This is a genomic window from Pseudomonas putida, from assembly GCF_002025705.1.
Classification (GTDB): Bacteria; Pseudomonadota; Gammaproteobacteria; order Pseudomonadales; family Pseudomonadaceae; genus Aquipseudomonas; species Aquipseudomonas putida_J.
Genome location: NZ_CP018846.1, coordinates 4,304,998 through 4,329,392 on the forward strand (window position 1 = coordinate 4,304,998; position 24,395 = coordinate 4,329,392).

At 63.2% G+C, this 24,395-nt stretch carries 22 protein-coding genes and 2 pseudogenes; 7 read left to right on the top strand and 17 right to left on the bottom strand.

Translation table 11 applies throughout. From position 1 onward, the window contains the following. Positions 1-106: 106 nt before the first annotated feature. From BUQ73_RS28410 to cysK, 3 genes are all read right to left on the bottom strand, one after another. Complete coding sequence (locus tag BUQ73_RS28410; RefSeq protein ID WP_156335891.1) at positions 107-268, bottom strand: hypothetical protein; 162 nt, start codon at positions 266-268, stop codon at positions 107-109. Between the two features lie 175 nt (positions 269-443). Next, complete coding sequence (locus tag BUQ73_RS19335) at positions 444-1,379, bottom strand: aspartyl/asparaginyl beta-hydroxylase domain-containing protein (protein WP_027918675.1); 936 nt, start codon at positions 1,377-1,379, stop codon at positions 444-446. Positions 1,380-1,551: 172 nt separating this feature from the next. Then, positions 1,552-2,526, bottom strand: a complete 975-nt coding sequence (cysK, locus tag BUQ73_RS19340) for a cysteine synthase A (RefSeq protein ID WP_079229278.1) — start codon at positions 2,524-2,526, stop codon at positions 1,552-1,554. Positions 2,527-2,661: 135 nt separating this feature from the next. Here cysK and BUQ73_RS19345 point away from each other — a divergent pair, with 135 nt between their 5' ends. From BUQ73_RS19345 to BUQ73_RS19355, 3 genes are all read left to right on the top strand, one after another. Next, complete coding sequence (locus BUQ73_RS19345) at positions 2,662-3,735, top strand: DUF748 domain-containing protein (protein WP_079229279.1); 1,074 nt, start codon at positions 2,662-2,664, stop codon at positions 3,733-3,735. Positions 3,736-3,963: 228 nt separating this feature from the next. Continuing rightward, positions 3,964-4,809 (top strand): AAA family ATPase, encoded by an 846-nt coding sequence (locus BUQ73_RS19350; RefSeq protein ID WP_027918672.1) that lies wholly within the window; start codon positions 3,964-3,966, stop codon positions 4,807-4,809. A gap of 13 nt (positions 4,810-4,822) precedes the next feature. Beyond that, positions 4,823-6,001 carry a vWA domain-containing protein gene (locus BUQ73_RS19355; RefSeq protein WP_079229280.1) on the top strand — a complete coding sequence of 393 codons (1,179 nt, stop codon included), beginning with the start codon at positions 4,823-4,825 and terminating at the stop codon, positions 5,999-6,001. Positions 6,002-6,121: 120 nt separating this feature from the next. On the opposite strand, the gene BUQ73_RS19360 is transcribed toward BUQ73_RS19355, so the two are convergent. The 4 genes and pseudogenes from BUQ73_RS19360 to BUQ73_RS19375 form a co-directional block, all read right to left on the bottom strand. After that, complete coding sequence (locus tag BUQ73_RS19360) at positions 6,122-7,039, bottom strand: biotin-dependent carboxyltransferase family protein (protein WP_079229281.1); 918 nt, start codon at positions 7,037-7,039, stop codon at positions 6,122-6,124. Beyond that, positions 7,036-7,722: a 5-oxoprolinase subunit PxpB gene (gene pxpB, locus BUQ73_RS19365; protein WP_079229282.1), complete on the bottom strand. Its 687-nt coding sequence runs from the start codon at positions 7,720-7,722 to the stop codon at positions 7,036-7,038. Before pxpB ends, BUQ73_RS19360 begins: the two co-directional genes overlap by 4 nt. Next, positions 7,719-8,498, bottom strand: coding sequence for a 5-oxoprolinase subunit PxpA (locus tag BUQ73_RS19370; protein WP_079229283.1), 780 nt, complete (start codon positions 8,496-8,498; stop codon positions 7,719-7,721). Before BUQ73_RS19370 ends, pxpB begins: the two co-directional genes overlap by 4 nt. Before the next feature lie 9 nt (positions 8,499-8,507). Continuing rightward, positions 8,508-9,793, bottom strand: a pseudogene (locus BUQ73_RS19375) (MFS transporter). A 129-nt stretch (positions 9,794-9,922) separates the two neighbouring features. Between BUQ73_RS19375 and BUQ73_RS19380 the strand changes: the two are divergent. Beyond that, positions 9,923-10,837, top strand: coding sequence for a LysR family transcriptional regulator (locus tag BUQ73_RS19380; RefSeq protein WP_079229284.1), 915 nt, complete (start codon positions 9,923-9,925; stop codon positions 10,835-10,837). Between the two features lie 273 nt (positions 10,838-11,110). On the opposite strand, the gene BUQ73_RS19385 is transcribed toward BUQ73_RS19380, so the two are convergent. The 3 genes from BUQ73_RS19385 to BUQ73_RS19395 are packed head-to-tail and all read right to left on the bottom strand — an operon-like array spanning position 11,111 to position 12,933. Beyond that, positions 11,111-11,635: a DUF2937 family protein gene (locus tag BUQ73_RS19385; protein WP_079229285.1), complete on the bottom strand. Its 525-nt coding sequence runs from the start codon at positions 11,633-11,635 to the stop codon at positions 11,111-11,113. Positions 11,636-11,644: 9 nt separating this feature from the next. Then, positions 11,645-12,418: a class II glutamine amidotransferase gene (locus BUQ73_RS19390; RefSeq protein ID WP_079229286.1), complete on the bottom strand. Its 774-nt coding sequence runs from the start codon at positions 12,416-12,418 to the stop codon at positions 11,645-11,647. Positions 12,419-12,432: 14 nt separating this feature from the next. Then, complete coding sequence (locus tag BUQ73_RS19395) at positions 12,433-12,933, bottom strand: MFS transporter (RefSeq protein WP_079229287.1); 501 nt, start codon at positions 12,931-12,933, stop codon at positions 12,433-12,435. Positions 12,934-13,025: 92 nt separating this feature from the next. Here BUQ73_RS19395 and BUQ73_RS19400 point away from each other — a divergent pair, with 92 nt between their 5' ends. Continuing rightward, on the top strand, positions 13,026-15,068 hold the full coding sequence (locus tag BUQ73_RS19400; RefSeq protein WP_079229288.1) for a S9 family peptidase: 2,043 nt from the start codon (positions 13,026-13,028) through the stop codon (positions 15,066-15,068). 140 nt (positions 15,069-15,208) lie between these two features. Here BUQ73_RS19400 and BUQ73_RS19405 read toward each other — a convergent pair whose 3' ends face one another. Continuing rightward, on the bottom strand, positions 15,209-15,487 hold the full coding sequence (locus tag BUQ73_RS19405; protein ID WP_079229289.1) for a hypothetical protein: 279 nt from the start codon (positions 15,485-15,487) through the stop codon (positions 15,209-15,211). A gap of 132 nt (positions 15,488-15,619) precedes the next feature. Between BUQ73_RS19405 and BUQ73_RS19410 the strand changes: the two genes are divergently transcribed. Together BUQ73_RS19410 and BUQ73_RS19415 are read left to right on the top strand one after the other, a co-directional pair. Continuing rightward, positions 15,620-15,991, top strand: a complete 372-nt coding sequence (locus BUQ73_RS19410; RefSeq protein ID WP_027918660.1) for a YajD family HNH nuclease — start codon at positions 15,620-15,622, stop codon at positions 15,989-15,991. Positions 15,992-16,078: 87 nt separating this feature from the next. After that, positions 16,079-16,549, top strand: a complete 471-nt coding sequence (locus BUQ73_RS19415; RefSeq protein ID WP_079229290.1) for an RNA methyltransferase — start codon at positions 16,079-16,081, stop codon at positions 16,547-16,549. Between the two features lie 187 nt (positions 16,550-16,736). Here BUQ73_RS19415 and BUQ73_RS19420 read toward each other — a convergent pair whose 3' ends face one another. The 6 genes and pseudogenes from BUQ73_RS19420 to BUQ73_RS19445 form a co-directional block, all read right to left on the bottom strand. Then, positions 16,737-18,227, bottom strand: a complete 1,491-nt coding sequence (locus BUQ73_RS19420) for an aldehyde dehydrogenase (protein WP_079229291.1) — start codon at positions 18,225-18,227, stop codon at positions 16,737-16,739. A 13-nt stretch (positions 18,228-18,240) separates the two neighbouring features. Further along, positions 18,241-19,134 carry a dihydrodipicolinate synthase family protein gene (locus tag BUQ73_RS19425; RefSeq protein WP_079229292.1) on the bottom strand — a complete coding sequence of 298 codons (894 nt, stop codon included), beginning with the start codon at positions 19,132-19,134 and terminating at the stop codon, positions 18,241-18,243. A 75-nt stretch (positions 19,135-19,209) separates the two neighbouring features. Further along, positions 19,210-20,538 (bottom strand): MFS transporter, encoded by a 1,329-nt coding sequence (locus tag BUQ73_RS19430; RefSeq protein WP_079229293.1) that lies wholly within the window; start codon positions 20,536-20,538, stop codon positions 19,210-19,212. Between the two features lie 181 nt (positions 20,539-20,719). Next, positions 20,720-22,039: an NAD(P)/FAD-dependent oxidoreductase gene (locus BUQ73_RS19435; protein WP_079229294.1), complete on the bottom strand. Its 1,320-nt coding sequence runs from the start codon at positions 22,037-22,039 to the stop codon at positions 20,720-20,722. A 61-nt stretch (positions 22,040-22,100) separates the two neighbouring features. Next, positions 22,101-22,817 (bottom strand): GntR family transcriptional regulator, encoded by a 717-nt coding sequence (locus BUQ73_RS19440; RefSeq protein WP_079229295.1) that lies wholly within the window; start codon positions 22,815-22,817, stop codon positions 22,101-22,103. Positions 22,818-23,300: 483 nt separating this feature from the next. Next, positions 23,301-24,301: pseudogene (locus tag BUQ73_RS19445) on the bottom strand (amino acid permease). Positions 24,302-24,395 lie beyond the last annotated feature (94 nt).

Here is a 24,395-nt window from a genome sequence, read left to right on the forward strand (position 1 = left end):
CTGATATAAGGCGAATAAGCCAGACGGCGGGCGTGAACTTCAGCGAGGGAAGGTGCCGACCGTGTTCAGTAGGTTGCGGATGCGAGGGGGATGCGGCAGCAGCCGATCAGCCCAGTACGACCACACAACGAGGCGGAGCTACGCCGCCTACAACGCCACTGACAGGTGGTGGGTAGTGACTGATCATGGCCGGCTGCTGGCTGCCACGCACGACCATGCCCGCGACTGGCGCGATGGCAAAGCTTGCGGTGGAAGGGATGGCTGGCATGATCGGGTCTTCAGGGAAGAGAAGTGTTTCGGAATATAGCGGTGAATCCTGGGTTGGGCAATAGCCTGTTCCGGCCTCTTCGCGGGTAAACCCGCTCTCACAGGTAGTGCACAGGCTTCAAGTACTGCGCGATCCCCTTGGGAGCGGGTTTACCCGCGAAGAGGCCAGACCTGCCTTAGAACAACCAGCGGTACAACACGTAAGCCACCACCACCGCCAGCACCGGCCGCAAGATGCGGTAGGCCTTGGGGTTGGCACGCTTGAACTGCTTCACGCGGGTGCTGATCTTGTTGCTGAAGCGCTTGCTCCAGGCATAGGCCTGGTTGATCCCGCCCACACGCTCGTCGTCGGTGTTCTGCGGCGCGGTGGCGCGGCCGAGGAAGGCACTGACCTTGCGGTTGATACGGGTCATCAGCGGGCTGCTCAGCGGCCGCTCGATGTCACAGAACAGGATCACCCGAGTCACGTCGGTTTCGTTCTTGACCCAGTGCACGTAGGTCTCGTCGAACATCACGTCCTCGCCGTCACGCCAGGCGTATTCCTCGCCGTCGACATAGATGCGGCAAGCGTCGGAGTTTGGGGTCGACAGGCCCAGGTGGTAGCGCAGGGAACCGGCAAACGGGTCGCGGTGCGGGTTCAAGTGGCTACCGCCCGGCAGCAAGGCAAACATCGCGCCTTTGACATTGGGGATGCTGCTGACCAGCTCGACAGTTTTCGGGCACAGGGCTTCGGCAGACGGCAGCGGCTTGTCGTACCACTTCAGGTAGAAGCGCTTCCAGCCTTTCTTGAAGAACGAACCGAAGCCTGCGTCGTTGTCCTTTTCGGCAGCACGGATGTAACCCTCGTCGAACAGGCGCATGGCCTCCTCGCGGATCACCTGCCAGTTGTCCTTGAGCACGTCCAGCTCGGGAAAACGCTGGCGGTCCAGGTAAGGCTTGGACGGCACGCCGGAGAACAGGTACATCAGGCTGTTATAGGGAGCGAACAGCGCCGAATGGTTGACGAACTGGCGCAGTACCGGCAGGCGTGCCTTGCCGCGCAGGTGCACGTACAGCACGCTGCCGAAGAACACCAGCAGGACACCTGCCTTGGCGAGGAAGGAAAAGGTCATGCAACACTCCTTGGATGGGACGCAGGCCAGCGCTGCCTGCTCCCAGAAAAATCATCCGGCCATCATAAACCCATCCCGCCCCGGTAAAAACAACCAGGGCAGGATCTCACTCATGAAGATTTTGCAATAAACCAGGCCGCCGAATGTTGCGCCGGATCAGCGGCAGGGCTGATTACTGCTGGTTTTCCTGCTCGCTGAACAGGTCGCTGAACAGCATGCTGGACAGATACCGCTCACCCGAGTCGGGCAGGATTACGACGATGGTCTTACCCTGCATCTCCGGCTTCTCGGCCAGGCGCACCGCGGCTGCCATGGCCGCACCACAGGAAATACCGCAGAGAATGCCTTCTTCCTGCATCAGGCGAATGGCCATGGCCTTGGACTCTTCATCGGTCACGGTCTCGACCTGGTCGACGATCGACAGGTCGAGGTTTTTCGGCACGAAGCCTGCGCCGATGCCCTGGATCTTGTGCGGGCTGGGCTTGAGCTCTTCACCGGCCAGGGTCTGGCTGATCAGCGGCGAAGCCACCGGCTCGACCGCCACCGACAGGATCGACTTGCCCTGGGTGTGCTTGATGTAGCGCGACACGCCAGTGATGGTGCCGCCGGTACCAACGCCCGCAACCAGCACGTCGACCGCGCCGTCGGTGTCGTTCCAGATCTCCGGCCCGGTGGTCTTTTCGTGAATCGCCGGGTTGGCCGGGTTCTCGAACTGGCCCGGCAGGAAGTACTGGGCAGGGTCGGAGGCGACGATTTCGTTGGCCTTCTCGATGGCGCCTTTCATGCCCTTGGCCGGCTCGGTCAGCACCAGCTCTGCCCCCAGTGCCTTGAGCACCTTGCGTCGCTCCAGGCTCATGGAGGCCGGCATGGTCAGGATCAGCTTGTAGCCACGGGCGGCAGCGACGAAGGCCAAGCCGATGCCAGTGTTGCCCGAAGTCGGCTCGACGATGGTCATGCCCGGCTTGAGTTTGCCGCTGCTCTCGGCGTCCCAGACCATGTTCGCGCCAATCCGGCACTTGACCGAGTAGCCCGGGTTGCGCCCTTCGATCTTGGCCAGGATGGTCACCCCACGCGGGGCGATGCGGTTGATCTGCACCAGCGGCGTATTGCCGATGGAGTGGGCGTTGTCTGCAAAGATACGGCTCATGGCAGGGTCCTTGAACATGAGAAACAACAGGGAAAGACTTAAAGGGTAAGCCCGCCCCGGTGGCCAGTAAAGCCTGTTCGAACTCCCGGGCTTTATCTGCGGTCAACCGTGCAACCCGCCGCGGAGAGCCTTGCGATGAAAGCTCGCTATCGCTGGCCGTTGATTGGCCTGACCAGTCTGATCGTGCTGCTGGTGGCCTTGCAGCTGGCCCTGCCCTACCTGGTGCGCGATTACCTGAACGACAAACTCGCCCAGATGGGCGAATACCGGGGCCAGGTGGCCGACGTCGACCTGGCCTGGTGGCGCGGCGCCTACCAGATCAATGGCCTGAAGATCGTCAAGGCCACCGGAAAAGTACCGGTACCGCTGCTGGAAGCGCCGCTGATCGACCTGTCGGTGAGCTGGCATTCGCTGATCTACGACAAGGCCGTGGTGGCCAAGGTGACCTTCAAGCGCCCAGAGCTCAACTTCGTAGACGGCGGCAACAAGCAGGCCTCGCAGACCGGTCGCGGTACCGACTGGCGCCAGCAGCTGGAAAAACTGCTGCCGATCACCCTCAACGAAGTGCAGATCGAAGACGGCACACTGACTTTTCGCAACTTCACCTCCAAACCGCCGGTCGACCTCAAGGCCACGCACCTCGATGCCAACATCCGCAACCTGACCAACGTGCGCGACGAAAAGGGCCGGCGCGATGCCAGCTTCGACGCCAGTGCCTTGCTGCTGGGCGATGCCAAGGTCGAGAGCCGCGCCACCTTCGACCCCTTCAGTGATTTCGACGACTTTGAATTCCGCCTGCGTGCCACCGGCATTGAGCTGCGCAGGCTCAACGATTTTTCCAGTGCCTACGGCAAGTTCGATTTCAATGCCGGGCACGGCGACCTGGTCATCGAGGCCCAGGCCGAAGACGGCCGCCTGCATGGCTACATCAAGCCGTTATTGCGCGATGTGGATGTGTTCGACTGGCAGCAGGACGTGGAGAACAAGAACAAGAACATCTTCCGCTCGGTCTGGGAGGCGCTGGTAGGGGCCAGCGAGACGGTGCTGAAGAACCAGCCGAAGAACCAGTTCGCCACCCGCGTCGAACTGAGTGGCAGCGTGCACAAGCAGGACATCAGTGCCTTCGAGGCGTTTTTGCAGATCCTGCGCAATGGCTTCATCCAGGCGTTCAATGCACGCTATGAACAGCCCCCGCCCAAGACTGACTGAAGCCGTGTGACGGGCCATTCAGGGACTGAATACCCGGTCTGCGTTTCCAGCTGCCCAAGCCCGCGTTATAGTCGTTGGCAAATCACAAACATGTGTTGTCTGCACTGGCCTCTTCGCGGGCAAGCCCGCTCCCACAGGTACTCCACAAGGTCCAAGCCTGTGCTGATCCTGTGGGAGCGGGCTTGCCCGCGAAGAGGCCGGCACAGGCACCCCGCAGAGGACAGATCCATGAAGTTCGAAGGCACCCGCGACTACGTCGCCACAGACGACCTGAAACTGGCGGTAAACGCGGCCATCACCCTCGAACGCCCGCTGCTGGTCAAGGGCGAGCCAGGCACTGGCAAGACCATGCTCGCCGAGCAGCTCGCTGCCTCGTTCGGCGCACGCCTGATCACCTGGCACATCAAGTCCACCACCAAGGCCCACCAGGGCCTCTACGAGTACGACGCGGTCAGCCGCCTGCGCGATTCGCAGCTGGGCGTGGACAAGGTCCACGACGTGCGCAACTACCTGAAGAAAGGCAAGCTGTGGGAGGCCTTCGAGGCCGACGAGCGGGTGATCCTGCTGATCGACGAGATCGACAAGGCCGACATCGAGTTCCCCAACGACCTGCTGCAGGAACTCGACAAGATGGAGTTCTACGTCTACGAAATCGACGAGACCATCAAGGCCAAGCAACGCCCGATCATCATCATTACCTCCAACAACGAAAAGGAGCTGCCCGACGCCTTCCTGCGCCGCTGCTTCTTCCACTACATCGCCTTCCCTGACCGCAGCACCCTGCAGCAGATCGTCGACGTGCACTACCCGAACATCAGCCAGTCACTGGTCAGCGAGGCGCTGGACGTTTTCTTCGACGTGCGCAAGGTACCGGGCCTGAAGAAGAAACCGTCCACCTCCGAGCTGGTCGACTGGCTCAAGCTGCTGATGGCCGACAACATCGGTGAAGCCGTGCTGCGCGAACGCGACCCGACCAAGGCCATCCCGCCACTGGCTGGCGCCCTGGTGAAGAACGAGCAGGACGTGACGCTGCTCGAGCGCCTGGCCTTCATGAGCCGGCGCGGCAACCGCTGACAGGAGCCGGGCCATGCTGCTCAACCTGTTCAATGAAATGCGCGCGGCGAAGGTGCCGGTATCGGTGCGCGAACTGCTCGACCTGCACCACGCCATGCAGAAAGGCGTGGTGTTTGCCGACATGGACGCCTTCTACTACCTGGCCCGCGCCATCCTGGTGAAGGACGAGCGCCACTTCGACAAGTTCGACCGTGCCTTCGCCGCCTACTTCAAGGGCCTGGAAAACCTCGACCAGCACATCGAGGCGCTGATCCCCGATGAATGGCTGCGCAAGGAGTTCGAGCGCTCGCTGAGCGACGAAGAACGTGCTCAGATCCAGTCGCTGGGCGGCCTGGACAAGCTGATCGAGGAATTCAAGAAACGCCTCGAAGAGCAGAAGGAACGCCACGCTGGCGGCAACAAGTGGATCGGCACCGGCGGCACCAGCCCGTTCGGCTCGGGTGGTTTCAACCCCGAAGGCATCCGCGTTGGCGAAGCCGGCAAGCGCCAGGGCAAGGCAGTCAAGGTGTGGGACCAGCGCGAGTACAAGAACCTCGACGACCAGGTCGAGCTGGGTACGCGCAACATCAAGCTGGCCCTGCGCCGCCTGCGCAAGTTCGCCCGCGAAGGCGCCGCCGAAGAGCTGGACATCGACGGCACCATCGACCACACCGCACGTGACGCCGGGCTGCTGAACATCCAGATGCGCCCGGAGCGGCGCAACACGGTGAAGCTGCTGTTGCTGTTCGACATCGGCGGTTCGATGGACGCCCACGTCAAGGTCTGCGAAGAGCTGTTCTCGGCCTGCAAGACCGAGTTCAAGCACCTGGAGTATTACTACTTCCACAACTGCGTTTATGAGTCGGTGTGGAAGAACAACCTGCGGCGTACATCAGAGCGCTTCTCCACCTTCGACTTGCTGCACAAATACGGCGATGACTACAAGGTGGTATTCGTCGGTGACGCAGCCATGGCGCCCTACGAGATCACCCAGCCGGGTGGCAGCGTAGAGCACTGGAACGAAGAAGCCGGGTATGTGTGGATTCAGCGCTTCATGGAGAAATTCAAGAAAGTCATCTGGATCAACCCTTATCCGAAGCAGGCTTGGGATTACACGGCATCGACACACCTGGTGCGGGACTTGATCGAGGACAAGATGTATCCGCTGACCTTGCAGGGGTTGGAGGACGGCATGCGTTACCTGTCGAAGTAGCTCATGCCCCGGGGCCGCCTTGCGGCCCTTTCGCGACACAAGGCCGCTCCTACAAGGGGCCGCGATCTCCTGTAGGAGCGGCCTTGTGTCGCGAAAGGGCTGCAAAGCAGCCCAAAATGCTCAAATCCAACGCCGACCAAATGCCTGCTGTTCCCGCCAGGCCTCTTCCTGCACCACTGCCCTGAACCGCACCACCGCCCCCGGCATGCACTGCGCCAGCTGCGCCAACGCCAACGGCGTCAAAGCCCCCAATCGCGGATAGCCGCCAATGGTCTGCCGATCATTGAGCAACACGATCGGCTGCCCATCCGGCGGTACCTGTATCGCACCCAGCGGAATGCCTTCGGAAATCATCGGCGCGCCCTGGTAGACCAGCTGCGGCCCCAAAAGGCGGATGCCCATGCGGTCTGCGCGGCTGTCCAGCGCCCAATCACGGTTGAACGCCTCGAACAGGCTGGTCCCGCTGAAGTCACCGATCTGCGCGCCCATCACCAGGTCGAGCACAGGTTTTTGCGCATAGCTCGGACGCAACGTCGCCGGCACCTCGCGCAGGGCCGGTGAATCGCAAACAAACGCCAGGCTCTGGCCTTTTTCAAGCGCTTTGCCTCGCCCATCGATACCACCCAGCTCCTCGCGCACGACCGTGGCGCAGCTGCCCAGCACATCCTCACCAAGGAACCCGCCCGGCGCTGCCAGATACGCCCGCACACCTTGCTTTGGCTGCTTCAGGGTCAAACGCTGCCCTTTGGCCAAGCTGAAGCTGCGCCATGGCAGCAAGGGCTGATCATCCACCCGCGCATCCAGGTCAGCTCCGGCCAGCGCCAGCACACAGTCCTGCTCGGCCACCAGGGCAAAACCACCCAGCGCCACCTCGACCACTGGCGCCCCCAGCGGGTTACCCAGCAGCCAGTTGGCCCAATGCATCGCCACCCAGTCCAGCGCCCCACCCTGGGTCACACCCAGGTGCCGCACGCCAAAGCGCCCGGCGTCCTGCAACTGGCACAATGCGGTGCTGGCCTCGATTTTCAGCTGCTTCATGCCTGCACCTCCACGTCACCGCCCAAGGCCACGAACTCGGCCCGCGACACCGCCACGAAGCGCACCCGGTCGCCCGGCTGCAGCAAGCTGTAGCCCTCACGTTCACGGTCGAACAGGCGCACCGGTGTGCGCCCGATCAGGTTCCAGCCACCCGGCGACACCGCAGGATATGCCGCCGTCTGGCGTTCGGCGATACCAACGCTGCCGGCCGCCACACGCTTGCGCGGGGTGCTCAGGCGCGGGCTGGCGAGGCGCTCGTCGACCAGCCCCATGAAGCCGAAACCTGGGGCGAAGCCAAGGGCGAACACCGGGTATTCACGTTCGCTGTGCAAACGGACCACCTCGGCTTCGCTCAGCCCGCTGCGGGCTGCCAGCACGGGCAGTTCCGGGCCGACGCTGGCGTCGTACCACACCGGGATTTCATGGCGCCGGCCACCGTTGCCGGTATCCGGCTGCAAACCGTCCAGCGCCTGGCCGATCAGCGCCCTCGCCTCGCCTGGCGGCAGGTCTGATTGCAGCATCAGCGTGGTGTAGGACGGCACCAGGTCCACCAGGTGCACGCCGAACGCCGCGCTCAGGCGCTGGCTGGCGGCGAGCATCCAGGGCATGTTGGCTTCGTCGATACGGTCGAACAGGCGCACCATCAGGCTGTCGATGGCGACGGTTTCGATACGCAGCTTCATCGCGCCTCCAGCGCATCGAGGGCCTGGCGGATCTGCCGCACGGCCGCCACCGAGCTGTCGTTGTCGCCATGCACGCAGAGGGTGCTGGCGGCAAGCTTCAGCGCGCTGCCATCATCCGCCACCAGTGTTTCGCCCCGGGCCAGGCGCAGGGCCTGCTCGACCACCAGCGCCGGCTCATGGTGCACTGCCCCCGGCAAACGGCGCGAAACCAGGTGGCCGCTGGCGGTGTAGGCACGGTCGGCGAAGGCCTCGAACCACAGCGGCACGCCGATTTCATCGCCCAGTGCCTGGGCCGCGCTGTTGTCGGCGGTGGCCATGAGCATCAGCGGCAGGCCGCTGCCATAGGCCGCCACGGCTTCCAGCACGGTGCGCAGCTTGAGCGGGTCAGCCATCATGTCGTTGTACAGTGCGCCGTGGGGCTTCACGTAAGCCACGCGCCCGCCGAGCACTTTGCAGATACCGTCCAGGGCGCCGATCTGGTAATGCAGCAAGTCGCGGACTTCTTCAGGGCTGCAGGCCATGGAGCGGCGGCCGAAGCCCACCAGGTCCGGGTAGGCCGGGTGCGCGCCGATGGTCACGCCGTGCTCCAGCGCCATGGCCACGGTGCGGCGCATGATGCTCGGGTCGCCGGCGTGGTAGCCGCAGGCGATGTTGGCGCAGTCGATGTGGGGCATCACCTCGGCATCCAGGCCCATGCGCCAGCTGCCGTAACTCTCGCCCATGTCGCAATTGAGTAGCAGGGGTTTCACCTGACGTGCTCCCGTGTCGATGTTCATAGGCCTACCTTAGCGCGCCTGAAGTTGTTTGCCGCGTGTTTCGGGCAAGCTCAACGCCGCCACGATCACCACGCCATACGACACCGCAGAGAACACGCCGATGCCCAGGCCCAGAGGGATTTTCTCGCCGAGCAGGCCGATCAACAGCGGGAACAGGGCGGCGATGACCTTGCCGATGTTGTAGCAGAAGCCCTGCCCCGAGCCACGCACCCGGGTGGGGAACAGTTCGGTCAGAAACGCGCCCATGCCGCTGAAGATGCCCGAGGCGAAGAAGCCCAGCGGGAAACCGAGCCACAGCATCACGCCATCGCTGACCGGCATCTGCGTGTACAGCAGCACGATGATGAACGAGCCTACGGCGAACAGGATGAAGTTCTTCTTTGCCCCAGCAGGTCGGACAAGTACGCGCTGACCACATAGCCGATGTAGGAACCGATGATCACCATCGCCAGGTAACCGCCGGTGCCCAGCACGCTCAAGCCGCGCTCGTTCTTGAGGAAGGTCGGCAACCACGAAGTGATGGCGTAGTAGCCACCCAGCGCACCGGTGGTCAGCAACGAGGCGCGCACGGTGGTCCAGAGCATGCCGGGGGCGAATATCTCGTAGAAATGCGACGGGGCCTCAACACTCTCCCCGGCCTTGGCCTGGCGATACACCTCTGGGTCCTTGACCAGCCGGCGAACGAAGATCACGAAGATCGCCGGTACCAGGCCGAGCAAGAACAGCGCGCGCCAGGCCTGCTCGGCCGGCAGCCAGGAGAACAGAAGCGCATACAGGATTGCCGTCAGGCCCCAGCCGAGGGCCCAGCCCGACTGCACCATACCCACCGCCTTGCCGCGGTCCTGGGCACGGATCACCTCGCCGATCAGCACCGCACCGGCGGTCCATTCGCCACCGAAACCAAAGCCCATCAGGGTGCGGGCGATCAGCAGCTGCTCATAGTTCTGGGCAAAGCCGCAAAGGAAGGTGAAGAAGGCAAACCACAACACCGTCAGTTGCAGGGTGCGCACGCGGCCGATGCGGTCGGACAGGATGCCGGCAACCCAGCCGCCGACGGCCGAGGCGATCAGCGTGCTGGTGTGGATCAGCCCGGCTTCGGCGGTGCTGATGCCCCACAGCATGATCAGTGTCGGGATGACGAAACTGAGCATCTGCGTGTCCATGCCGTCCAGGCCATAGCCGATCTTGCAGCTCCAGAATGTGCGCCGTTGCTGTTGGTCGATGTCACGGTACCAGGCGAACGGCCCGGTCGAAGGAGGGGATTGCACCTGCTGCTGCACGCCGCTTGGGTTCATGCTTGCCTCGGCTTGTTGGTATTGTTTTATGGGCGACGTCGGGCGTCGCGGCCTGGGCATCATGTTCAGAGGCCGTGCCGGCTGAGTCCAACTAGAAAAACCGCCGGTCTGGAACAAGAAAAACTGATCATGAACCTTCGCTTCCTCGAAACCTTCGTCTGGGTCGCCCGCCTCAAGAGCTTCCGCCTGACTGCAGACAAGCTGTTCACCACCCAGGCCTCGGTGTCCAGCCGCATTGCCGCGCTGGAGGCCGACCTTGGGGTGAAACTGCTGCTGCGCGACTCCCGCGGTGTCAGCCTGACGCCAGAGGGCAGCAAAGTGCTGGAGTACGCCGAGCGCATGCTCGACACAGCCAAGGCCATGAAGCAGTCGCTGGATAGCGACCGGGCTAAAGTCGGGCGTATTCGCGTCGGGGTGATGGACACGGTGATCCACACCTGGATGAGCGCGCTGGTGGCGGAACTGACCGAGCGCTACCCGCAGGTGGAAATCGAACTGGTCGCCGACACCGCGCTGAACCTGCGCGAGCAGTTGCAGAAGGGCTTTCTGGACGTGATCCTGCAGACTGACCTGCTGCGCGAACAATCGATCCGCAGCCAGGACCTGGCGCGCTACCCGATGGGTTGGGTGGTGGCGGCGGGCTCCGTGTACCACCGCGACTTCGCCTCGCTGGCCGAACTGGGGCGCGAGCGGATTGTTACCTTCTCGAAGAACTCGCGGCCACACCAGGAGGTACTCAGCCTGCTGCAGGGGGCCGGGGCCGAGACGCCGCGATTGAACTGCGTGAATTCGGTGGCGGCCATCACCCGGCTACTGCGCGATGGCTTCGGGGTTGGCGCCTTGCCGCCAGCGTTGGTGGATGCGGAGTTGAGCCGGGGTGAGCTGGTGTTGCTGGAAGGCTTGCAGCCGCCTCCGAGCCTGGAGCTGGTGGTGGCCTGGCAGACTGGCGTGGCGTTGGTGGATGAGGTGGTCGGGGTGTGCCGGCAGGTGCTGGAGCAGTATGCGCGGGATGTGGGGGGGCAGCGGATAGTGCTGGTTTCGTAGATGTTCGCCGTTAGGTTTTCTGCGCCTGTGGGATCGAGCGCCGCCCACGCGGCGCATCGCGGATAAATCCGCTCCTACATTTGTTGCAACGTGGCCATGCCTGTCAGGCCATGGTTGTCAGCCTGTTCGTAGGGCTCAAGTCATGCGCCAAGGCTGACAACCATGGCGTAACAGGTTCGGCACGTTGCAACAAATGTAGGAGCGGATTTATCCGCGATGCGCCGCGCGGGCGGCGCTCGATTTCCCAGGCGCCGCAAGATTTGAGGCAAGCCCTCAGCGCCAGCTCTCTTTCACCGCTCCACGCCGCCGCCCGCCAAGGATCACCCAGCCAATCCCCAGCAGCAGGCTTTCGACCACGAAGGCCAGTACAAACCCGGCCCCGACGCCCCAGCCAATGGCCTCGGGCACCAGCAGAATCTGATAGCTGTAGCCCTTGAGTGTTTCTTCGCGTAATTGCGCATCCGGCTGCACCAGCACATGCCAGGTCCGGCTCAGCCAGGACCCTTGCAGCGCCTGCCATTCGTCTTCCAGCAACTGATTGCGAATCAGCAGGCTCTCGATGCTGTTGGCATCGCTGAGGAACACCGGGTCGTCACTGGTCCGGTAATGCCGCACCAGAGCCTGCAGATCACCCTTGAAGAAGCGCTCGGCGGTCTGCTTGAAGCCATCCAGCGCCTGGCGCGATTCGAACAGGTGCGCCTCGGCCCGCTGGCTGTAGTCCTTGACCAGCCCAGGCACCTGGATACCGGCCAGCAGGCCGAACGTGAACAGCAGCAACCGCAGGTAACTTCTGAACATGCAGCGTCCTTAGCTCTGGCCTTGCGAAACGCACTCTCCGTGCCGCCACAAGGCCCATTGGCCGGGCTCGTAGCGCCGCCAGGTCTCGTTCTCGGTCAAGGCTTCGGTGGCGATTACCGTGACCACGTCATTAGGCGTGGTTTCGGTGTGAAAATCGACGATCAGGTCGACATCCTTCAACCGAGCTGCACCAAATGGCGCACGCCGGGTAATGTGTACCAGCTTGGTCGAGCAGAAACAGAACAGCCAGTCGCCGTCGCTGAGCAGGCAATTGAACACGCCCCTGCCGCGATACTCGGCACAGGCTTCGACCAGCACTGGCAGCAGCTGTTCCACCTCGACCGGCTCCGGGAAGGCAGCACGGATGCGGTTGAGCAGATCGCAGAAGGCCGCCTCGCTGTCGGTATCGCCCACCGGGCGATAGAAGGTCGCTTCACCCTTGAACTCGCCAAGCTGGCCGTTGTGCGCGAAACACCAGTTGCGGCCCCACATTTCGCGGACGAACGGGTGCGTATTGGACAGGCACACGCGGCCGACGTTGGCCTGGCGAATATGGCCGATCACCACTTCGCTCTTGATCGGATAGCGCTGCACCAGGTTGGCGACTTCCGACTCGCTGCTTGCGGCCGGGTCCTGGAACAGGCGCAGGCCGCGCCCCTCGTAGAAGCCGATGCCCCAACCGTCACGGTGCGGGCCGGTACGCCCACCACGCTGCATCAGGCCGGTGAAACTGAAAACGATGTCGGTGGGGACGTTGGCACTCATGCCCAGCAGTTCGCACATGGGGGTGTCTCCGCTTACAGGCGTGGTTCGACCCGGCCACGGCCGCCGCTGGGTGCGGCAGGTGGCGGGTCGTCGCGGTAACGGTCATGGCGCTCGGCAGCCATTGGTGCGCCGGCTGTGACTGCATTGTCCTCGGCCACACGGCGCTCGGCGGCGGCTTCAGCCTGCGCGCGGCGCTCGCGGGCGCGCTTTTCCAGCGGCCAGCGGATCAGCACGAAGACGATGTACAGGATGAAGGCGATCATGCCGTACATGGCAAAATCGGAAATCGCCCGCCAGGCGTTGTTGCCGACCTTGAAGGCCAGGTCCAGGGCGGTGATGGCGATCGCCGGGGCGAAGATGTCCTTGCCCGGGTCGACGATGGTCGGCGTCAGCAGCAGCACCGCCAGGATCACCCGCAGTGGTTCACGCAGCCAGCGCCACATCCAGCCGGTAAGCTTGAAGCCCACCAGCAGGCAGCCCAGCGCGGCGACAGCGTAGAGGCCCCAGGCGAAGGTGTAGTCATTCTCGATCATGGTGGTTCGTGCAAGCCAGGCAAAGAGATGCCTATGATAAACACTTTTCAGGGCGCAGACAGCGTCTCCCTGTCCCGGTCAAGAGATCCCCGATGCCAACCAAGCCCCAGCCCCCCATTGCCCGCCAGGACCAGGCCACCGATCCCTATGCCTGGCTGCAACAGCGCGACACCCAGGAAGTGCTCGATTACCTGCAGGCAGAAAACGCCTACCAGGAGGCCTGCCTGGCCGACCAGGCAGCGCTGCGCGAGCAGTTGTTCGAAGAGATCAAGGGCCGCATCCTGGAAACCGACCTGTCGCTGCCCTCGCCCTGGGGCCCGTACCTGTACTACACCCGCACCACGGCAGGTGACGAATACCCGCGTCACTATCGCTGCCCTCGCCCGGCGGACGATTCCAACACGGTGGACGTAAGCCAGGAACAACTGCTACTCGACCCCAACGCCCTGGCCAACGGCGGCTTCCTGTCGCTGGGCACGTTCAATGTCAGCCCCGACCACCGCCTGCTGGCCTACAGCCTCGACACCAGCGGCGACGAAATCTACACCCTGTACGTCAAGGACCTGACCAGCGGCAACCTGACCGCCCTGCCCTTTGACGACTGCGACGGCAGCATGACCTGGGCCAACGACAGCCAGACGCTGTTCTTCGCCGAGCTGGACGATACCCACCGCCCCTGGCGCCTGCGCCGCCACACCCTCGGCGAGGCTGACGCCAGCACCGTGTTCGAAGAGCCTGACGGCCGTTTCTTCCTGCACTGCTACCGCACCAGCTCCGAACGCCAGCTGGTCTTGCTGCTCAACAGCAAGACCACCAGCGAGGCCTGGGTGCTCGACGCCGAAACACCACAGGCGGCGTTCACCTGCCTGGCGCCAAGGGTCGAAGGCCACGAGTACTTCCCTGATCACGGCCAGCTCGATGGCCAATGGCGCTGGTTCATCCGCAGCAACCAGCAGGGCATCAACTTTGCCCTCTACCATGCACCGGTCGCCCCGGTACCCAGCCGCGACCAGTGGCAGGTGTTGGTGCCGCACCGCGACGACATCATGCTCGAAGGCCTGAGCCTGAATGCCGACGCGCTGACCCTGAGCCTGCGTGAAGGCGGCCTGCCGATCATCGAAGTACGCCCGCAAGGGTTGGCCCCTTACCGGGTCGAATTGCCCGATGCGGCCTATAGCCTGTACGTGCAGGACAGCCTGGAGTTCGCCAGCCGCCGTGTGCGCCTGCGCTACGAAGCCCTCAACCGCCCGGCCCAGGTGCGCCAGCTGGAGCTGGCCACGGGTGCCCAGGAAGTCCTCAAGCAGACCCCGGTGCTCGGCCAGTTCGACGCCGACGATTACGTCAGCCAACGCCTGTGGGCCACCGCAGCGGACGGCACCCAGGTGCCGATCAGCCTGGTGCGACGCCGCGAAGACCAAGGCAAGACCGTGCCGCTTTACCTGTATGGCTACGGCGCCTACGGTGAAAGCCTCGACCCGTGGTTCTCCCACGCCCGCCTGAGCCTGCTGCAGCGCGGCGTGGCTTTCGCCATCGCCCATGTGCGCGGCGGCGGCGAGCTGGGTGAGGCCTGGTACCGCGCCGGCAAGCAGGAACACAAGCACAACACCTTCAGCGACTTCATCGCCTGCGCCGAACACCTGATCGCCCAGGGTGTTACTGCACCGGAGCGCCTGGCCATCAGCGGCGGCAGCGCCGGCGGCCTGCTGATGGGCGCGGTGCTCAACCTGCGCCCGGAGCTGTTCCGCTGCGCCATCGCCGAGGTACCGTTCGTCGACGTGCTCAACACCATGCTCGACCCCGAGCTGCCGTTGACCGTCACCGAATATGACGAATGGGGCAACCCCGAAGAGCCTGATGTGTACGCACGCATCAAGACCTATGCACCTTACGAGAACGTCAGCGCCCAGGCCTACCCGGCCATGCTGGTGGTGGCCGGCTACAACGACAGCCGGGTGCAGTACTGGGAGGCAGCCAAGTGGGTGGCGCGTCTGCGCACCCGCAAGACCGACGACAACCTGCTGCTGCTCAAGACCGAGATGGGGGCCGGGCATGGCGGGATGAGCGGTCGTTACCAGGGGCTGCGTGATGTGGCGCTGGAATATGCGTTCGTGTTTGGCGAGCTGGGTATTGGTTGAGAATGCCGGGGGCGCTTTGCGCCCCTTTCGCGACACAAGGCCGCTCCTACAGTCGATCGCGTTCTCTCTGTAGGAGCGGCCTTGCGTCGCGATGGGCTGCAAAGCAGCCCCAAAATCCCTCTATCAACACGAACTGTCAGTCAATCATCCTGCGCAGGCGGTTTCGGCGGCTCCTGGCGCAAACCAGGCAAGTCCTGGTCCTTGGGCGGCCCAGGCACCGGCATCGGCGGCAGCAGTGGCGCGCCTGGCGTGCTGTCGTAGGCCTTGGGCGGCGTGCTCGGGGTAATCTGCGGGTAAGGCGTGGGCGTCGGCGTGCCGGGTGCACCAGGCACCGGGGTACTGAGCCGGGGTGGCGTGCTCGCCGCTTCGGCCAAAGGCATGGCGGCGACAAGCAGCGCGGCGAGGATCGCGTGGAACATCAGCAACCTCCTGTCGGGAACCTCTGTACAGGCTACGCCGATATTCGAGTTTTCGCCTGTCCGCCTGCCCCGCAAGCGCGCTAGACTCAATGGCATAACCGTCACCTGCCTGATCAGAACAAAGGAAACACCATGAGTTCGGCTTCCACCTCCGCCGCCACCGCCCGCCTCGACCGCATCCTCGCCGACGCCAAGCGCGACAAGGAGATGGGCTACCGCGACAAAGCCCTGAGAATGTACCCGCACGTGTGCGGCCGTTGCGCCCGCGAATTCGCCGGCAAGCGCCTGAGCGAGCTGACCGTGCACCACCGTGACCACAACCACGACAACAACCCGCAGGACGGCTCCAACTGGGAGCTGCTGTGCCTGTACTGCCACGACAACGAACACTCGCGCTACACCGACCAGCAGTATTTCAGCGAAGGCTCGACCAGCACCCCGAGCATCGCCAAGGCCACCCATAACCCGTTCGCCGGGCTGGCGGGCATGCTGAAAAAAGACTGACCGCCACGACTCCTGTCGCTGCAACACCCCGCTGCTGCCGGCAAGCCCGTATAATCGCGCTCTTTTTTTCACGAAGGGCCCCGGCACGTGGCAAACAAACGGTACAGCTGCATCGGCCTGTTCAACCCCAAGTCTGCGGAGAACGTCGGTTCGGTGATGCGCGCAGCGGGTTGCTACGGCGTCAACTCGGTGTTCTACACCGGCAAGCGCTATGAGCGCGCGCGTGACTTCGTCACCGACACCAAGCGGGTGCACTACGACATACCGCTGATCGGCATCGACGACCTGCAGCGCATCATTCCCCTGGGCTGCACGCCGGTGGCGGTGGAGCTGGTGGACGGCGCACGGCCGCTGCCGGAATACACCCACCCGGACCGGGCGATCTATATCTTCGGGCCTGAGGATGGCTCGTTGAGCGAGGAAGTGCGCGGGTGGTGCGAAGAGACCATCTACATCCCCACCGAAGGCTGCATGAACCTCGCGGCGACGGTGAACGTGGTGCTGTATGACCGCATGGCCAAGGGCTTGAACACCCGATCTGGGCCCAAATTCAAATAAAAAGGCCGCCTTGCGTTGGCAGGGCCGGCCTCTTCGCGGGTAAACCCGCTCCCACAAGGAACTCACAGACTTCAAGGCTTGTGCAGTTCCTGTGGGAGCGGGTTTACCCGCGAAGAGGCTGGCCCTGCCATCACAAAACGGCCGGCTGGTGCTGAGCTCCGTCAGAACAGCACCGGTCTTGCTCAGGTCACGAAGCGTTGATCCAGATGGTCTTCAGCTCCGTGTACTGGTCGTGGGCCCAGATGGACTTGTCGCGCCCACCGAAGCCAGACTCCTTGTAGCCACCGAACGGCGTGGTCACGTCACCTTCACCGAAGCAGTTGACCGTCACCACGCCCGCGCGGATTTCACGCGACAGGCGCAGCGCATTGCGCAGGCTGCCGGTGTAAGCCGAAGCGGCCAGGCCGTAAACGGTGTCGTTGGCCAGTTCGATGGCCTCATCAATGGTTTCGAAGCTGGTCACGCTCAGCACCGGCCCAAAGATTTCCTCGACGAACAATTTGTTGTCGCGGCCAACGTTGTCGACGATGGTCGGCTGCACGAACACGCCTTCCTCGGTCTCGCCACCTTGAACGATGCTGAGTTTCTGCTCGGCAGCGTATTCCAGATACGACTTCACCTTCTCGAAGTGCGACTTGCTGACCATCGCGCCCAGGCGGTTTTCCGGGTCGAGGGGATCGCCCAGCTTCCAGTCCTTCAGGTGCTTGGCGATCAGGCCGAGCAGCTCGTCCTTGACGTCCTTGTGGACGATCAGGCGCGACGATGCCGAGCAGTTCTCACCCATGTTCCAGAACGCGCCGGCGGTGACGAACTGGGCCACTTCATCGAGGTCTTCGCAGTCGTTCATGACCACAGCCGGGTTCTTGCCGCCCAGCTCCAGCACGATGCGCTTGAGGTTGGACTCGGCAGCGTATTTCAGGAACAGGCGGCCAGTGTCGGTGGAACCAGTGAAGCTGACCATCGGGATGTCCATGTGACGGCCGATGGCCTCACCTACTTCACGGCCACCGCCAGGCACCAGGTTGAACACGCCAGCAGGAATGCCCGCCTCATGGGCCAGTTCGGCCACGCGCAGGGCGCTGAGCGTGGTCTCCTTGGCCGGCTTGACCACGATCGAGCAACCGGCGGCCAGCGACGGGGCGATCTTCCAGGCCAGCATCAGCAGTGGGAAGTTCCACGGCAGCACCAGGCCGACCACGCCGATGGCTTCACGCACCACCATGGTCACTGCAGCGTTGCCGGTCGGGGCGGTGGCGTCGTAGATCTTGTCGATCAACTCGGCATGCCAGCGAATGGTGTGGATGGTCTCCGGCACGTCGACGCTCTGGCACTCGCTGACCGGCTTGCCACTGTCCAGCGCTTCGAGCACCGCCAGTTCGTGGGCGTTGTCTTCCAGCAGCTGCGCGAATTTCTGCAGCACATGCTTGCGGTCGTTGGGCTGCATCTTCGACCAGGTGCCTTCTTCGAACACACGCTTTGCAGCGGCCACGGCGACGTTGACGTCGTTGACGTCGCAGGCGGCGACCTCGGCCAGTTGCTTGCCGGTGGCCGGGTTGGTGGTGACGAAGGTTCGGCCAGAGATGGCATCGCGGAACTCGCCGTCGATGAACGCCTGGGTGCGCAGTTGCAGGTCGGCGGCGATGGCCGCGTATTGTTCCTTGCTCAGCAATTCAGCCATTTTTCCGGCCTCCTTATTTGATCTGGGCGATGGTGGCCTTGAGTTCGCTGACCACGCGCTGCAGCTCTTGCTTCTCGGCGGCGTCGAGGTCGTACAGCGGCTTGCGCACGCCACCGGTGCTCAGGCCGTTGAGGGCACAGCCGTACTTGATCGACTGGACGAACTTGCCACCTTCGAGGAAGTCCATCAGCGGCATCATGGCGGCCATGATCTTGCGCCCCTTGTCGAAGTTCTTCTCGATCACGCAGGCCTCGTACAGGGCCACGTGCTCGCGCGGGATGAAGTTGGAACCGGCGCAGACCCAGCTCTTGGCGCCCCAGGCGAAGAACTCCAGGGCCTGGTCGTCCCAACCGCACGACAGCTGGATGTTCGGGCGCTTGATGGCCAGGCGGTGCAGCTGGGCCATGTCACCGGAGCTTTCCTTGATGGCGACGATGTTCTTCACGTCGGCCACGGCGTCGAAGAACGCCTCACCCATGCTGACGCTCATGCGGCCTGGGTAGTTGTAGAGCATGATCGGCAGGCCGGCGGCAGCGTCGACCGCTTTGACGTGCAGGGCGATTTCCTGCTGGGTCGGCAGCGCGTACGGCGGGGTGCCGACCAGCAGCGCATCGGCCTTGATTTCCTTGGCGTGCTGGGCGAAGGCCACGGCGTCTTCGGTGCGGATGCCACCGGTGCCGACGATCAGTGGCAGGCGGCCGTTGAGCACGTCCTTGGCCTGGGCGGCCAGCTCGATGCGCTCCTGGGTGGTGTGGGCGTAGTACTCGCCGGTAGAGCCGCCGATGATGACGCCGTGGATCTTCGACTCGACCAGGTATTCGAGCACTTCGGCGAACGCCGCCTTGTCGATCGAGCCGTCCGCAGCCAGCGGAGTGATTGCCGGGGTGTAGATGCCTTCGAATTTCACGGTAGGTTCTCCAGTGCGTTGCTCAGTGTTGTAAAGGCCACGGCGGATCGATGCCGTGGCGGGTTGTCAGTCGAATCAGCCCAGCGAAGCGGCCTGTTGCAGGTTCAGCGAACGGGTTTCCGGGGCCAGGGCGACCGAGAAGGCCAGGCCGACGAAGGTCACGGCGGCAGCGGCGTACATGGTCGCGCCAATGCCATAGCTATCCAGGGCGATAGGCACCAGCCAGGTGCCGACTGCGGCGCCGATGCGCGACATCGAGGTGCCTACGCCCACGGCGCCAGCACGGATTTCGGTGGGGAACAGTTCGTTCGGGTAGACCAGCTGCAGTACCTGGGCGCCGCCAATGAACAGGGCGTAGGCACCGAACAGCACGAGGATGAGCATCTCGTTGCCATTGCTGAAGGCGCCCAGGCCGAGAAGCGCCAGCCCCGACCAGAAGAAGCTGTGCAGCAGCGTGGTGCGCCGGCCGAGGGTGTTCAGCAGGCGGGTGCCGATGATGCAGCCGACCACGAACAGGCAGGTGATGGCCACCGAGCCGATCGCCGCCCAGTCGCCTTTCAGGTTCAGCGCACCCAGCACTTTCGGAGCGAAGGCGTAAACGGCGAACACCGGGATCACCGAGCAGGTCCAGAACATGGTGACGAACAACATGCGCTTGCCGTAGCCGGAGTGCAGCAGGCTGAAGAACGACAGCTTGCGGGTCTTGGGTTCCTCGGGCAGGTTCTTCAGGCTGAAGCCGTTGCCGTACACCTGTTTGATCACCTGCTCGGCCTCGGCCGAACGGCCCTTGCTGATCAGCCAGCGCGGCGATTCAGGGGTACCCAGGCGGATGGCGAACAGCAGCGCGCCAATCACCGCGGCACTGGCCAGCACCAGGCGCCAGGCATCGTCGCCGCCGTGACGCAGGATCGCTTCACCGGCCATGTAGGCTGTGGCAGCACCGGCGAACCACAGCACGGTCAGGGTGGCCAGGCGTGGCCCGCGGTTCTTCTTGGGCAGGAACTCGACCAGCAGCGAAGTCGCCACCGGATACTCGATGCCCACCGCGATGCCGATGACGAAGCGCAACAGGAACAGGGCCAGTGCCGACTCCACCCAGAACTGCGCGACCGAAGCCAGCATGAACAGGATCGGGCCGACGAAGAACACCCGTTTGCGGCCCAGGCGGTCGGTCAGCCAGCCACCGAAGAAGCCGCCAAAGAAAATGCCAATCAGCGCCGAGGCGGCGATCATGCCCTGCCAGAAGCTGGTCAGCTCAAGGCCAGCGGACATCTGCACCATGGCCACGCCGATGATACTCAGCACATAACCATCGACGAACGAACCGCCACCGGAACGCAAGGTCAGCAACTGGTGGAAGTTGTTGATCGGTACATCTTCAATCGAAATATTCGGACTTGTCATTGTTGTTCCTACCACTTCTTGCCTGCACATTTTCAAGGCGAGCGTGTCCGCGAAACTGAAAACTGCATTCAGCTCCGAGTGACCGGACTACGCATCCCGATCATAAAATTCGGGCAAAGGGTGCCCGTGCCGGTTAAATACAACCGGCTTAACAAAGCATTCTTGCAACTTCAGCTAACGATCAGCTTTCCTTGCCAGCGCGGAACTGCCCCCACATCAGGTTAGCGTTCAAGCCCAGGGAAACCAGGGGCTGCGGTGGGTTCGCACAAGGCCCTGGGGCATTGAGCAGAAACTCGATCAGTTCGTTCTTGTCGCCTGCCAGCCAGTCAGCCAGCAACTTGCCGGTGACGGTGCCACGGGTAACGCCCAGGCCGTTGCAGCACAATGCACCGACCACGTTCGGCGCCAACTTGCCAAAGAAGCCCATATGGTTGCGCGACAACGCCAGTGCACCGCCCCAGGTGTATTCGAAGTTCACACCGGGCAACATCGGGAAGCGCCGGGCAAAGGATTCGCGATGGCGCTCTACGAAGCGCTCCAGGTATTTGCGATTGCTGCGCCCGTCCGGGTTGTAGCTGAAGCTGTTGCGGATCAGCAGGCGGTTGTCGACGGTCCGGCGCATGGTGGTACCGAACGGGTCGGCCGGGATCACGCCCCAGTACGGCTTGCCACCCAGGCGCGCCTGTTCGTCCTCGGTCAGCGGGCGGGTAATGCTGCCGTAGGTGAACACTGGCAGCATGCGGCCCTTGAGGAAGCCGAAGCTCATGCCGAAAGCGTTGGTGGTGAGCACCAGCTTGTCAGCGGTGATCGTGCCGTTGGCATGGCGCAGCAGCACCTTGTCACCGTACTCGACGTCGGTGATCGGTGTGTGCTCATAGAGGGAAACGTTACTTGGCAGGCTGTCGGCCAGGCCTTTCACCAATGCCGATGGCTGCAGCAGTGCGGTGCCGGGGGTGAACAGCCCCTTGCGGTAGAAGTGTGTGCCGATGTGCTCTGGCAGGTCGCTGCCTTCGATCACTTCATAGGGCTGGCCCAACTTGTCCAGGCCACGGCGGTAGGCATCCAGCACCGCGATGCCGCGGCCTTCGATGGCAGCCTGGTACTTGCCGCAATGGCGGAACTGGCACTCGATGTCGTAGCGCTCGATCAGCTCCTTGAGGTACGACTGGCCGCCCAGGTTGAGCTTGAGCACGGTCTTGGCGATGTCGATGTCGCCGATGTAGTCCTCGGCACCAATGTCGTGCGGCAAGTCGATGGCAAAACCGGCGTTGCGCCCGGAAGTGCCGAAACCGACCTCCTGGGCCTCGATCAGCACGATCTCGTCGTTCGGGAAGTTCGTTGCCAGCTGGCGTGCAGCCGCCAGGCCGGTGAAACCTGCGCCGACCACCACCCAGCGCGCCTGGCTGTGGCCACTGTGGGCCGGCCTCGGCGTGCGGGGCTTGCTCAGGTGATACCAACCACAGGTGGCATCATCGGCAGGTAACGAACTTATTCTTGTCATGTCACTAACCTGGTTCTCGTTTTTGACGGGTGGTCAGCGCGGGTGGCGGCGACCGGGAATTTCATATCTGAATCGGTACATCCAACCCTTGCGGCGCGGCGTATTCGGCCATGCGCCGACGCGACAGCTCAAAGTGCTCGCGCACCAGCTGGCCAGCGGCCTGTGGGTCGCGGCGCTCGATGGCTTCGATCATCTGGTCATGCTGGTCGCAGGCGACTTCGAGGTCACACTGCATGTCGTCGGTGGTCGGATGGCGGTAGAAGATCTTGCCCAGGCGGGCATGGTCGATCAGCAGACGACGCAGGCTCGGCAACAGGTAGTCGTTGTGCGCCATCTTGCCGATTTCCAGGTGGAAGGCGTCGTTGTAGAGCACGCGGTTTTCAACGTCACGCTCTTCGATGGCTTGGCGGAACTGGGCCTGGATGCCTTTGAGCGTTTCGATTTCTGCTGGCGTGGCATTGGTTGCAGCCAGCTGGGTGGTGGCGACGTAGACCAGCGGCGCGGCAACGAAAAAGCTGTGCAGCGATTCGTGGTTCATCGCCGCGACGCGTGGCGCGCGGTTGGCCTCCAGCTCGATGTAGCCTTCGGCGGCTATCTGGCGCAGCAGCTCACGGACCGGGGGGCGCGACAGGCCAAATTCGTCGCACAGTGCCAGTTCGTCCACCACCGCGCCAGGGGCCAGTTCCATGCTGAGGATCCGGCGACGCAGCGCTTCGGCAAGGACGGTTTTACGGTCCTGCGGCACCTCAGCAGCGAGTGGTTGGACGGTGGCTTTCATGGCGGCCTTCTTTGTTGTCATAGCACTATGTCTACTATTTGTATAACGACTATAGGGCACTGTTAGACAATGTGTCTACAGCATTTTCGATGAACGGTGAAATCTCTCGGGGCCTTTGTTTTAAAGGGTTTGAGGGCATCACAGGGGTGTGATTAAACACCCTTGAGGCTGCATTTCCAAACCGGACAGGTAATTATCCAGATCAGACAAGACGTAGCTTTTTCAGCGCCTTTACGACCGAGCGCCGCCCGCGCGGCGCATCGCGGATGAATCCGCTCCTACATTTGTTGCAACGTGCCGAACCTGACAGGCCATGGTCGCCTGCCTTGTGCATGTCTTGAGCCTTACAAACAAGGCTGACAACCATGGCCTCACAGGCATGGCCACGTTGCAACAAATGTAGGAGCGGATTCATCCGCGATGCGCCGCGCGGGCGGCGCTCGATCTCAAACCCAGCAAAAAACGTTCGTCGTACCAGCGCGATCAGGCCGCCGCGAGTGCCTCGCGCCGCTCGTGCCGGCGGCTGGTAATCACCCCCAACACCAGGATCACCAGCGCCAAGGCCAGGGTCAGCGACACTTCCATCCGGTGCTGCGGCATCACATAGGTCAGCCACGGATACAGCCACATCTTGAAGGCAATCTCGACATGCTGACATTGCAGGATGGCGCGCATGCGCAGCTGCGGGAAGGCGATGGCCAGGTACATCAGCAAGGCGATCGAGCCAGAGCTGGCCAGCAGGAAGGCAAACACTTCGGCCGGTGCGAAGTAATTGACGATGGTCGCCAGCATGCCGATCAGCGTGCTGCCGATCACCGCCGCACGCGGCACGCCAACCTTGGAAGTGCGCTGGATAAAGCCCGGTGCGTCACCGCGCTTGCTCAGCGAATAGAGCATGCGCGAGGAAATGTAGATCGACGAGTTCAGGCAACTGGCAACCGCCACCAGCACCACCATGTCCACCAGCAGCTTGGCATACGGAATGTGCATGATTTCCAGCGCACGCTGGTAGGACCCCTGCACCGGCAGCAGCGGATCGTTCCAGGGCACCACCGAAATGATCACGAAGATCGACAGCAGGTAGAACACGCTGATGCGCCAGATCACCGAGCGGGTGGCCTTGGCGATGTTGCGTGCCGGGTCCTTGGATTCCGAGGCGGCGATGGTACCCAGAACCACCAGTACAGCCAACCGATGGTGAAGCCGGCCCAGCGCCCGATGGCGCGGTCGGCATAGGTGGAAAATGAGCCTGTGTCGGGGCTGGCGACCGCCATTTCACCAAGCATGCGCATCACCAGCACCACCAGGGCACCGGCCAGTGCATAGGCGATGATGGCTGAAGGCCCGGCGGCGGCGATGGCGTGCCCGGAGCCGACGAACAGCCCGGCGCCGATCACTCCGACGATGGAAAGCATGGTCACGTGGCGCTGCTTGAAGCCTTGCGCCAGCTGATTGCCGGCGCCACTCGCGCTTGTCATTGTCATCCTGATCCCTGCTGTTGTTCTTTTGTGGAGGGGGACGTGAAGCTCCTGGGTCGAAACCCAGCGTGGATGAGCTTCGCGCGGGGACAAGTTAATC

Coding starts and splice junctions, on each gene's coding strand:
- BUQ73_RS28410 (WP_156335891.1), bottom strand. CDS start 268: ATGCCAGCCATCCCTTCCACCGCAAGCTTTGCCATCGCGCCAGTCGCG.
- BUQ73_RS19335 (WP_027918675.1), bottom strand. CDS start 1,379: ATGACCTTTTCCTTCCTCGCCAAGGCAGGTGTCCTGCTGGTGTTCTTC.
- cysK (WP_079229278.1), bottom strand. CDS start 2,526: ATGAGCCGTATCTTTGCAGACAACGCCCACTCCATCGGCAATACGCCG.
- BUQ73_RS19345 (WP_079229279.1), top strand. CDS start 2,662: ATGAAAGCTCGCTATCGCTGGCCGTTGATTGGCCTGACCAGTCTGATC.
- BUQ73_RS19350 (WP_027918672.1), top strand. CDS start 3,964: ATGAAGTTCGAAGGCACCCGCGACTACGTCGCCACAGACGACCTGAAA.
- BUQ73_RS19355 (WP_079229280.1), top strand. CDS start 4,823: ATGCTGCTCAACCTGTTCAATGAAATGCGCGCGGCGAAGGTGCCGGTA.
- BUQ73_RS19360 (WP_079229281.1), bottom strand. CDS start 7,039: ATGAAGCAGCTGAAAATCGAGGCCAGCACCGCATTGTGCCAGTTGCAG.
- pxpB (WP_079229282.1), bottom strand. CDS start 7,722: ATGAAGCTGCGTATCGAAACCGTCGCCATCGACAGCCTGATGGTGCGC.
- BUQ73_RS19370 (WP_079229283.1), bottom strand. CDS start 8,498: ATGAACATCGACACGGGAGCACGTCAGGTGAAACCCCTGCTACTCAAT.
- BUQ73_RS19380 (WP_079229284.1), top strand. CDS start 9,923: ATGAACCTTCGCTTCCTCGAAACCTTCGTCTGGGTCGCCCGCCTCAAG.
- BUQ73_RS19385 (WP_079229285.1), bottom strand. CDS start 11,635: ATGTTCAGAAGTTACCTGCGGTTGCTGCTGTTCACGTTCGGCCTGCTG.
- BUQ73_RS19390 (WP_079229286.1), bottom strand. CDS start 12,418: ATGTGCGAACTGCTGGGCATGAGTGCCAACGTCCCCACCGACATCGTT.
- BUQ73_RS19395 (WP_079229287.1), bottom strand. CDS start 12,933: ATGATCGAGAATGACTACACCTTCGCCTGGGGCCTCTACGCTGTCGCC.
- BUQ73_RS19400 (WP_079229288.1), top strand. CDS start 13,026: ATGCCAACCAAGCCCCAGCCCCCCATTGCCCGCCAGGACCAGGCCACC.
- BUQ73_RS19405 (WP_079229289.1), bottom strand. CDS start 15,487: ATGTTCCACGCGATCCTCGCCGCGCTGCTTGTCGCCGCCATGCCTTTG.
- BUQ73_RS19410 (WP_027918660.1), top strand. CDS start 15,620: ATGAGTTCGGCTTCCACCTCCGCCGCCACCGCCCGCCTCGACCGCATC.
- BUQ73_RS19420 (WP_079229291.1), bottom strand. CDS start 18,227: ATGGCTGAATTGCTGAGCAAGGAACAATACGCGGCCATCGCCGCCGAC.
- BUQ73_RS19430 (WP_079229293.1), bottom strand. CDS start 20,538: ATGACAAGTCCGAATATTTCGATTGAAGATGTACCGATCAACAACTTC.
- BUQ73_RS19435 (WP_079229294.1), bottom strand. CDS start 22,039: ATGACAAGAATAAGTTCGTTACCTGCCGATGATGCCACCTGTGGTTGG.
- BUQ73_RS19440 (WP_079229295.1), bottom strand. CDS start 22,817: ATGAAAGCCACCGTCCAACCACTCGCTGCTGAGGTGCCGCAGGACCGT.